Source organism: Acidobacteriota bacterium (assembly GCA_030774055.1).
Classification (GTDB): domain Bacteria; phylum Acidobacteriota; class Terriglobia; order Terriglobales; family Acidobacteriaceae; genus JACPNR01.
In genome coordinates this window covers 1-9,029 of the sequence record JALYLW010000089.1, presented here as the reverse complement: position 1 = coordinate 9,029, position 9,029 = coordinate 1, and the positions used below count along the sequence as shown (strand labels likewise).

General features: G+C 64.0%; 7 protein-coding genes. 3 read left to right on the top strand and 4 right to left on the bottom strand.

Annotation, left to right across the window (positions count from 1 at the left end; all coding sequences use genetic code 11):
- On the bottom strand, positions 1 to 1,210 hold a 1,210-nt coding region (locus M3P27_07340), incomplete at its 3' end, for an ArsA family ATPase (GenBank protein ID MDP9268127.1).
- A 166-nt stretch (positions 1,211 to 1,376) separates the two neighbouring features.
- On the opposite strand from M3P27_07340, the gene M3P27_07335 reads away from it, so the two are divergent.
- On the top strand, positions 1,377 to 3,518 hold the full coding sequence (locus M3P27_07335; GenBank protein ID MDP9268126.1) for a SpoIIE family protein phosphatase: 2,142 nt from the start codon (positions 1,377 to 1,379) through the stop codon (positions 3,516 to 3,518).
- Here the strand turns inward: M3P27_07335 and M3P27_07330 are convergent.
- Genes M3P27_07330 through M3P27_07320 form a run of 3 tightly spaced genes read right to left on the bottom strand, consistent with a single transcriptional unit; the run spans position 3,515 to position 4,887 of the window.
- Positions 3,515 to 3,997 (bottom strand): SRPBCC domain-containing protein, encoded by a 483-nt coding sequence (locus M3P27_07330; protein MDP9268125.1) that lies wholly within the window; start codon positions 3,995 to 3,997, stop codon positions 3,515 to 3,517. The genes M3P27_07335 and M3P27_07330 overlap by 4 nt on opposite strands.
- Positions 3,987 to 4,490 (bottom strand): SRPBCC family protein, encoded by a 504-nt coding sequence (locus tag M3P27_07325; GenBank protein ID MDP9268124.1) that lies wholly within the window; start codon positions 4,488 to 4,490, stop codon positions 3,987 to 3,989. Before M3P27_07325 ends, M3P27_07330 begins: the two co-directional genes overlap by 11 nt.
- Positions 4,477 to 4,887 (bottom strand): metalloregulator ArsR/SmtB family transcription factor, encoded by a 411-nt coding sequence (locus tag M3P27_07320; protein ID MDP9268123.1) that lies wholly within the window; start codon positions 4,885 to 4,887, stop codon positions 4,477 to 4,479. Before M3P27_07320 ends, M3P27_07325 begins: the two co-directional genes overlap by 14 nt.
- Before the next feature lie 463 nt (positions 4,888 to 5,350).
- On the opposite strand from M3P27_07320, the gene M3P27_07315 reads away from it, so the two are divergent.
- Positions 5,351 to 7,816 (top strand): 3-hydroxyacyl-CoA dehydrogenase NAD-binding domain-containing protein, encoded by a 2,466-nt coding sequence (locus M3P27_07315; GenBank protein ID MDP9268122.1) that lies wholly within the window; start codon positions 5,351 to 5,353, stop codon positions 7,814 to 7,816.
- 59 nt (positions 7,817 to 7,875) lie between these two features.
- On the top strand, positions 7,876 to 9,029 hold a 1,154-nt coding region (locus tag M3P27_07310), incomplete at its 3' end, for an acetyl-CoA C-acyltransferase (protein MDP9268121.1).

Genomic DNA, 9,029 nt, shown 5'->3' with positions numbered 1-9,029 from the left:
CGCCGCCGTCGTCCACCTTCTTCCCGAAGACGTCATCCAATGACGGCGCCGGGTCGGTGGAGCAGATGGTCACGGGGACCCGGGGCTCGGTGGCGCGCGAGTGGAACGCCAGCGCCGCCGAGACGGTCGTCTTGCCCACACCACCCTTGCCCAGCGTGAGCGCGAGCGGCGTCTCCAGCTTCGGCCACTTCGTTCTTGTAAACCTGGTTTTGACGAACCGCAGCTTCGTCGAGGCTGCGCCCGGGGGCACCGCCGGCTTCGTCTCCTGTATCCGCAGCGGCTTGCCCTGGAAAACGTGCGCACCGAATGCCGCGAGCTGCGCCGCACTCAGCAGCGGATGCCCCGGATCGGGCGCAAGGTGTACTGGCAGTCCGCGAAAGTGTTGGTGCAGGAATGCCCGCGCCGCTTTCGTCGCCTGCGCCTGCTGGCTGCAGGCCGCACAGCCTGCTTCCCTCCCGACGGCCTTATTCAGCACTACATCCGTGATGGCGATGGGCGGATCGGATGCGCGCATCTGCTGGGCAACGCGCACCGATTCGTTGAGCGAGAAGGTCTCGCTGGTGGTGACCAGCGTGACGCGTGTGGCCCCGCCCGAGAGTGCCGCGCGAACGTCCGCCACCATCTTTCTCCACTCCTTGATGAAGGGCTGCGAGACCGGCTGTGCGCGGCCGCCGAAGTGCGCTGCCAGCACCTGGTCGCGGCCGGCAGCGACATCGAGAAAGTCGAGGAAGCGGGCAAAGTGCTCCGGCATCTCGAACAGCCGCAGCGTGTGTCCGATGGGCGCGGTGTCGACCACGATGCGGTCGTAGTCTGCGTCCGCCAGGAGGTCGTGGATCGCCAGCAGTGCAGCCATCTCCGCCATTCCCGGCAGCGTGGTATCGAGCAACGGCTCGATCTCGGCGCGCGAGAAGATTGTGCCACTCTCCAGCAGCGCGAGGATGGCGTCGCGATTCCCGGCGAGGAAGCGGCGGAATCGCTGCTCCGCATTCACCTGCCAGAGCCACAGGCCGCCCACGCGCGGGAGCCGCAGACGCTTCGGCGAGTCGCCTAATCTCACCTCGAACACGTCGGCGAGGGAGTGGGCTGGATCGGTCGAGAGCAGCAAGACGCGCTCGCGCGGCTTGGCCAAGGCGAGGCTTGCCGCGTAGGCAGCGCTCAGCGTTGTTTTGCCCACGCCACCTTTGCCGACGAAGAATGCGAGCGCGCTCACCGGGTCATTCTATCTGTCTGTCTTCGCATCTATCGGGCGATAGACCGGGCTATCTCGAGCCCTGAACCGGGCGGGCTCCCACCGCGTATCCACCACTAACGGCCGCAGGTCGCAAAAAACGCCGCCCGGGACAGAACGCGCTCACCACATATAATCCAGAGACCAGATGACAGAACACTCCAACCGGTCCCTGCGGCGAATCCTGCTGGCGCGCGGCATCTCGCGCCGCTTCATCCCGCAGACGCGCCTCGCGCAGCTTGCCGGCTACGCCGCCGGCATCACGCTGCTGTTTGGGTTGTTGCTGCTGGGGTTGCGCTGGAGCGGCGCCAACGCCGCCGGCATCGGATTCGCCCAGTGGTGGTTCAACGCCGGCCGCATCGTGACGGGCGTGTTGCTGTTCGCGCTGCTCATCCGTTGGTTCCGGCAGCGTTTTCTGTGGAGCTTGCGCCGCCGGCTGCTCGTAACCTACTTCTTCATCGGCGTGATCCCCATCGTGCTGCTCGTGGTATTGGCAGGAACCGCCTTTTACTTGATTGGCAATCAGTACGCGGCATCGGTCGTGAGCGCGGACCTGCATGGCGAACTCAATGCTCTGCGGGTCGGCGCCAATATGCTTGCAGGCGAGGCTTCGATCGGGAAGAAACCTGGCGCTCTCGCTGACAGCCCGGCCTGGCGGACCTTCCGTGCTCAGTTCCCCACTACGGAGATCGCGTTGTGGGAGGGCACCGACGCCCAGCATGTTCTGTCCGCGCCGGATCCACCCACGTTCGCAAGACCCACGTGGGCGAAGGAAGACCGGCAAATCGTCGCCAACGATAACGGAAAACTTTATCTGCGCGTCATCAAGCATTTCCAGCGAGGTGGGGTGCCGGCGCTTCTGGTCGCGAGCGAGTCGCTCGATCGGACGCTGCTCGACCGCACCGCCCGGAACACCGGCCTGGTGCGCTTTTCGGATAGTAGTCAGGTTAGTAGCCAAGTGGACTTCAACGTCGAAGACTCTTCCGCCTCCGCGCCCGCGCCGACTCAGTCCCGCCAGCTCCGGCCCCGCATCGTCCTCTCGCCGGTCGAAGGCGGATCGCTGCCAAATCCCGCCTTTGGGTGGGACACAGAACGCACCTTCGGATCGTTGGTCGGAACAGTGGATTGGGATGACGGGGATCTGGGCACAGCGTTGCTGCAAGTGCGCACTCGCGGTTCTGTCCTCTACAGCCGGCTCTTTCGTGGGCTGGCGGGATGGGGCGTTGGCATAGCGATCGTGTTGGCGATCGTCGCGATCGTCTTCGCCATCATCGAGATCATCGCGCTTTCGCTCGGCCTCGGACTCTCGCGCACCATCACCAGGAGCATCTCAAACCTTTATCGCGCCACGCTGCGTATCAAGGGTGGTGACTTCAGCCATCGCATCCACGTCGAAGGGCGCGACCAGCTGGCCGAGCTACAGCGCTCGTTCAACGCCATGACGGAAGACATCGAGCGCCTCATCCTCACGCAAAAGGAGAAGGAACGCATGCAAGGCGAGCTCGCCATCGCGCAGGAGGTGCAGGACCAGCTCTTCCCGCACTCCGCCGAAGGCCTGCCCACGCTCGAACTGCACGGCATCTGCAGACCGGCGCGCACCGTGAGTGGCGACTACTACGATTTCTTGCCCTTTGGCGAAGGCAAGCTGGGCATCGCCGTGGGCGATATCAGCGGCAAAGGCATCTCGGCGGCGCTCATGATGGCGACGGTGCACTCCGCGGTGCGCGCGTACGAGCGTCTGGGACGCGCCGCGCTCCCTGCCTTCACCCACGCAGCCGCCGCTCCGGGGGGCGAGAACGCGGCGCTCATGGCGCATGCGACGCAGTCGCCCGCCTCCGCGCTCGCGCTGCTCAATCGCCATCTCTACGAGACCACGCCGATGGAAAAATACGCCACGCTCTTCCTCGGCATCTACGACGAGCCACAGCGCACCATGACCTACGCCAACGGTGGCCACCTGCCACCCTACATCGTCAGCGCCGATGGCTCGGTGCGCAAACTCGACGCCGCCTCCGGACTCATGGTCGGCCTCTTCCCCAAACCCAAGTATGAAGACGCTTCCATCGCGCTGCGTCCGGGCGACGTTTTTGTGGCCTTCTCCGACGGCGTGATCGAGCCGGAAAACGACTTCGGAGAGTTCGGCACCGAGCGCCTGCTCGAGATCGTCCGCGCACACCAGCGCGCGCCGCTGGCGCGGATGTCGGAAGAGGTCCTGCAAGCGGTGCAGGATTGGATCGGCGCAGGCGAACAGCCCGACGACATCACGCTGGTGCTCGCCCGCGCACGCTAGCGCGCTTCCTGTTTCTCGAGGAACTTCGCCAGCTCGCCGCCAAAGTGCGTCCAGCCGCCAAAGAAGTTCTTGCTCGCCATCTCCGGATGCTGCTTCGGCAGGAACGTATCGAGCCCCGTGTGGCTCAACTTCAGTCTCGTCTTCTGGCCTTCTGGAAACAGCTCGAAACTCACCACCGACTCGCCCGGATATCCCACGTACTTCCATGTGTACGCGATCTTCCGGTTGGGCACCGCCTCGGTGACCTTCCAGAGATGTTCATAGACCTTGCCCTCGTGCGGCACGTCCACCTTGGTCTCGAAGCCGACCACCGGCTGGAACGCCGGCATCTGCGGGAAGTACCACTGCTTCATCTGCGTCTCGTCGGTGAGCGCGCGCCATACCTTCTCCACCGGCGCGTTGAAGGTGCGCTCGATCACGACCTCGCGGTCGTCAGCCACTGCGCCTGGGTTCTCGTAGTTCGTCTTGCTAACGGACATGGCCCTTCTCCTTCTGCATCTCCTTCAGATAGCCGTCGAGACGATTGAAGCTGACTTCCACGCCGCCCGCCATGCCGGTCTTGAACGCGGCGTCGCGCGCTTCTTTCGACGGGTAATGGACGGTCATGCTGGCAGTGGTCTTGCCGTCCTTTTCGGTCAGGACGAGTGTGTTGATGGTCTCCGGCCAGTCGCCTTGCCAGCGTTCCGTGCTGACGAGCCGCTCCGGTGGCTTGACCACGCGATACTCACCGCGCATCTCCATCTCACAGCCGTCGGCTTTGCGCCAGACCCAGTGCCACTTGCCGCCGGGACGCAGGTCGATCTCGCACACCGGCATCGTCCAACCCTCGGGGCCAAGCAGCCATTGCGGCACGTGCTTGGGATCGGTCCAGGCTGCGAAGACGAGTTCGCGCGGCGCGTTGAACTCGCGCGCCATCAGGATGTCTGTGTCGTTGGGCATGGTTACCGCGAGCAGGCTGCTATTTACTGTCATCTTTCTTCTCCTTCGTCTTCGATTCCTTTATTTTTGCGGATGTCTTTTCGGACGTCATTTCGAAACGCGATTCCTTCTGCTGCATCTCCTTGAGGTATTCGTCCAGACGGTCGAAGCTCTCCGACCAGAAGCGCTGGTAGTGCGCGACCCAGTCGGATACTTCTTTCAACCGCGCCGCCTTGAGCCGGCACGGACGCCACTGCGCCTCGCGCCCGCGCGCGATCAGCCCGGCTCGCTCCAGCACTTTGAGATGTTTGGATACCGCCGGCATGCTCATCTCGAAGGGCTCCGCCAGTTGCGTCACCGAAGCCTCGCCCGCAGTCAGGCGAGCCAGGATCGCGCGCCGCGTAGGGTCGGCAAGTGCGGCAAAGGTGCTGCTGAGGTGGTCTGAAGTCACCCGCTACTCCTGCAACCCGTCATACGAAACCAACTGGTTACATAGCTAGATGGTTAAATACATCACCGGCCCATTGCGTGTCAAGCAGGATTTTGGGATGGTTTTTCAGCGCGCAGCAGTTTGTCGGGCCGCTTTCGCTTGACTGAATGATGGTTCATTCAGTAGGATTATCCCAATTAATGCGGCACGCGCCGTTGTGCCATCCTCACCCCCACATTCACGCGGCGCGTGCCATTCCTCAACCTTCGTCCGTCGGCCACGAACCTTGCCCGAGCAGCACCGGAGCCTCAGCGTGGACCAGAGCCGCCACTGCCGACCATCCAGCCCGCCGGAGTTCTTCATCCAATCCGCGGTCTGCCGTAGTTGGTCCCCGTCCTTCGGTGGGACGTTTCCAGCGAGCTATTCCAGAAAGGCGTAGCCTTGCCGCATGTCAGTGGCAGGTCGCGGGTAATACCCGTCCTTAATGCATAAACGTATCGACAAGGTCGCGGTCCTGGGCGCCGGAACCATGGGCGCGCGCATCGCCGCGCACCTGGCCAACGCCGGTGTTCCCTGCTTCCTGCTGGATATCGTCCCGCCCGGCACGGCGCCGGACGCACCCAAAGCCGACCGCAACAAGATCGTCAGCGCCGGCCTCGAGGCCGCGAAAAAGTCCAAGCCGGCGGCGTTCTTTACCGCCGCCGCCGCGCGCCTGGTCACCATCGGCAATTTCGAGGATGACCTCGCGCTGCTGCAGCAGGCTGACTGGATCATTGAAGCCGTCGCGGAGAACCTTGAGATCAAGCGCGGCCTGCTGAAGAAGGTGGAAGCCGTCCGCCGCCCCGGCGCCATCATCACCACCAACACCAGCGGACTGCCGGTCGCGAAGATCGCCGAAGGTTTTTCCGAAGACTTTCGCAAGTCGTGGTTCGGCACGCACTTCTTCAATCCGCCGCGCTACATGCGCCTGCTCGAGCTCATCACCACGCCCGATAGCGACCCGGCCGCGGTCGAAGCCGTCAGCCGCTTCGGCGACGTGCGTCTCGGCAAGGGCATCGTCCACGCCAAGGACACACCCAACTTCATCGCTAACCGCATCGGCACCTTCAGCGTGCTGAACGTGATGCGCGTGATGCAGGAGCTCGATCTCTCCATCGAAGACGTGGACGCGCTCACCGGCACGGCCGTCGGCTGGCCCAAGTCCGCCACCTTCCGCACCATCGATCTGGTCGGACTCGATATCCTGGGCCATGTGGTCGCGAACCTGACATCGGTCAGGGTCGCGGCCGACGGTCAAGCGAGCGGCAAAGCCACGCTCTCGGACGAACGCTCCGACCTCGCCGTCCCCGCGTTTTATCAGCAGATGCTCGAGCGCAAGCTCCTCGGCGACAAGACCGGCGGAGGATTCTACAAGCGCGTAAAGGGCGCTCCGGAAGGACAAGACCGCCTCGCCCTCGATTGGAAGACACTCGAGTACGCGCCGCGCAAGAAGCCGAAGTTTCCGCAACTCGAGATGGCCAAGAGCATTGAGTCGCTGCCCGAGCGTCTCAAGATGTTGTTCAGCGGAGATCCGGCAAAAGACAAGGCCGCCGCCTTCTACTGGACCACGCTCTCCGACCTCTGGACGTACGCCGCCAACCGCATCCCCGAGATCTCGGACACCGTGGTCGAGATCGATCGCGCCATGAAGCTCGGCTTCAACTGGGAGCTGGGCCCGTTCGAGTTGTGGGATGCTGCCGGCGTGCCGCAGACCGTCGCGCGCATGAAGAAGGAAGGCAAGCCGGTCGCGGCGAATGTGGAGAAGCTGCTGGCCGGCGGCGCGGCCAGCTGGTATCAGGAACATCCCGAAGTCCCCTCCGGCCGCTCTTACTTCGATCTTGCCAAGCTCGGTTATAAGCCGGTGGACGTCCCCGAAGGCGTGTGGTCGGTCGCCGTCGCGAAGCGCGGCGGAACGAAAGTGGTGAAGAAGAACGCGGGCGCGTCGCTCGTCGACCTCGGCGACGGTGTCGGCTGCATCGAGTTCCATTCCAAGATGAACGCGCTCGGCGGCGACATCATCCAGCTCGTCCAGCAGACGCTGAAACCGGGCTCTGACATCGGCGCGAACTTCGACGCCTTCGTCATCACCAACGACGCGCAGCATTTCTCCGTCGGCGCCAACATCATGCTGCTGCTCATGGCCGTCCAGGAAGAGGAGTGGGACGACATCGAGCTGATGATCCGCCAGTTCCAGGGCATGACGCAGGCCATCAAGTTCTCGCCCAAGCCGGTGGTGGTCGCGCCTTTCGGCATGACGCTCGGCGGCGGCTGCGAGGTCACGCTGCACGGCGCCGCGCGCCAGCCGCACGCGGAACTCTACCTGGGGATGGTCGAAGTCGGCGTGGGACTCATCCCCGGCGGCGGCGGCTGCAAAGAGATGACGCTGCGCGCCGTGGAACAAGCGGAAGCGCTCCGGCCGGGCGGCCGCGGTGAATCGGTCGAGATCATGGAAGCGATGAAAAAGGCGTTCGAGACCGTGGCGATGGCCAAGGTCACGACGTCGGCGGAAGAAGGCCGCGGCCTCGGCTTCCTGCATGAGTCCGACGAGATCACCATGAACCGCGACCGCGTCCTCACCGACGCGAAGTTGAAAGCGCTGGAACTCGTCCGCAGCTACCGGCCGCCGGTCATGCGCACGGACATTCCCGCGCCCGGCGAGAGCATCCTTGCGACGTTAAAGCTCGGCGTCCATCTAATGCGGCAGGGCGAGTACATCTCCGACCACGAAGTGAAGATCGCCAGCAAAGTCGCCGAAGTGCTGTGCGGTGGCGCCGTCTCGCCGGGGACGCCGGTGAGCGAGCAGTACTTGCTCGATCTCGAACGCGAGGCGTTCAAGTCGCTCTGCGGCGAGAAGAAGACGCAGGAACGCATCCAGTACACGCTCAAGACGGGAAAGACGCTACGCAATTGACGATTGTCGATTTTCGATTTATCTCGGCGCTTCCCGCGCCGCGGCGGTGAAAGGGTTTTATGCGTGATGCAGTCATAGTCAGTTCCGTTAGAACGCCCGTAGGCAAGGCCTACAAAGGCACGCTGCGCGCCACACGGCCAGACGACCTTGCCGCTGTCGCGATTTCTGGTGCTTTGGCTCGAGTGCCAGCTCTCGAGACTAAAGACATCGAAGACGTCATCCTCGGCTGCGCCATGCCCGAGGCGGAGCAAGGGATGAACGTCGCCCGCATCGCTTCGCTGCGCGCCGGGCTGCCGGTCGAAGTCTCCGCCATGACCATCAATCGCTTCTGCTCTTCGGGATTACAGGCGATCGCGCTGGCTAGCGACCGCATCCGCGGCGGCGGCGCGGAAGTCGTGGTCGCCGGCGGTGTGGAATCCATGACCATGATCCCGATGGGCGGCCATAAGGTCTCGGCGAATCCGTGGCTGATCGCGAATTACCCCGACGCCTACCTCTCGATGGGACTCACCGCCGAACGGCTGGCGCAGCGCTTTGGCATCACGCGCCAGCAAGCCGACGAGTTCTCGCTGGATTCGCACCGGAAGGCGCTCGCCGCCATCGCCGCCGGAAAGTTCGAAGACGAATCCGTTCCCGTGCCGGTCAGCTTCACCACGCCGAACGGCGCCAAGCCGAAGCGCGTGGAGATTACCTTCAAGACGGACGAAGGCCCGCGCGCCGACACCACGCTCGAAGCCCTCGGCGCGCTCAAGCCGGCCTTCCACATGAAGGGCACGGTGACCGCCGGAAACTCATCGCAGATGTCTGACGGCGCGGCCGCGGCGGTCATCATGTCCGACGAGCGCGCCAAGGCGCTAGGACTGAAGCCGCTCGGACGTCTCGTCGCCTATGCCACCGCGGGCTACAAGCCAGAAGAAATGGGGCTGGGTCCCGTCTACGCCATCCCGAAAGTGCTGAAGCTGGCCGGGCTCACGCTCTCGGACATCGCTGTTTTCGAATTGAACGAGGCCTTTGCCGCGCAGGCGCTTTCCGTCATCCAAGAAGCAGGGTTGCCGCTCGATAAGATCAATCCCAACGGCGGCGCCATCGCGCTCGGACATCCGCTGGGCTGCACCGGAGCGAAGCTGGTGGCGTCGATCCTGCGCGAGCTCGAGCGCCGCCAGGCGAAGTACGGCATCGTGACCATGTGCGTGGGCGGCGGCATGGGCGCCGC

Bases quoted from the DNA above. Each gene is read 5' to 3' on its own strand.
- M3P27_07315 (MDP9268122.1), top strand. From the start codon at position 5,351: ATGCATAAACGTATCGACAAGGTCGCGGTCCTGGGCGCCGGAACCATG.
- M3P27_07330 (MDP9268125.1), bottom strand. From the start codon at position 3,997: ATGTCCGTTAGCAAGACGAACTACGAGAACCCAGGCGCAGTGGCTGAC.
- M3P27_07325 (MDP9268124.1), bottom strand. From the start codon at position 4,490: ATGACAGTAAATAGCAGCCTGCTCGCGGTAACCATGCCCAACGACACA.
- M3P27_07335 (MDP9268126.1), top strand. From the start codon at position 1,377: ATGACAGAACACTCCAACCGGTCCCTGCGGCGAATCCTGCTGGCGCGC.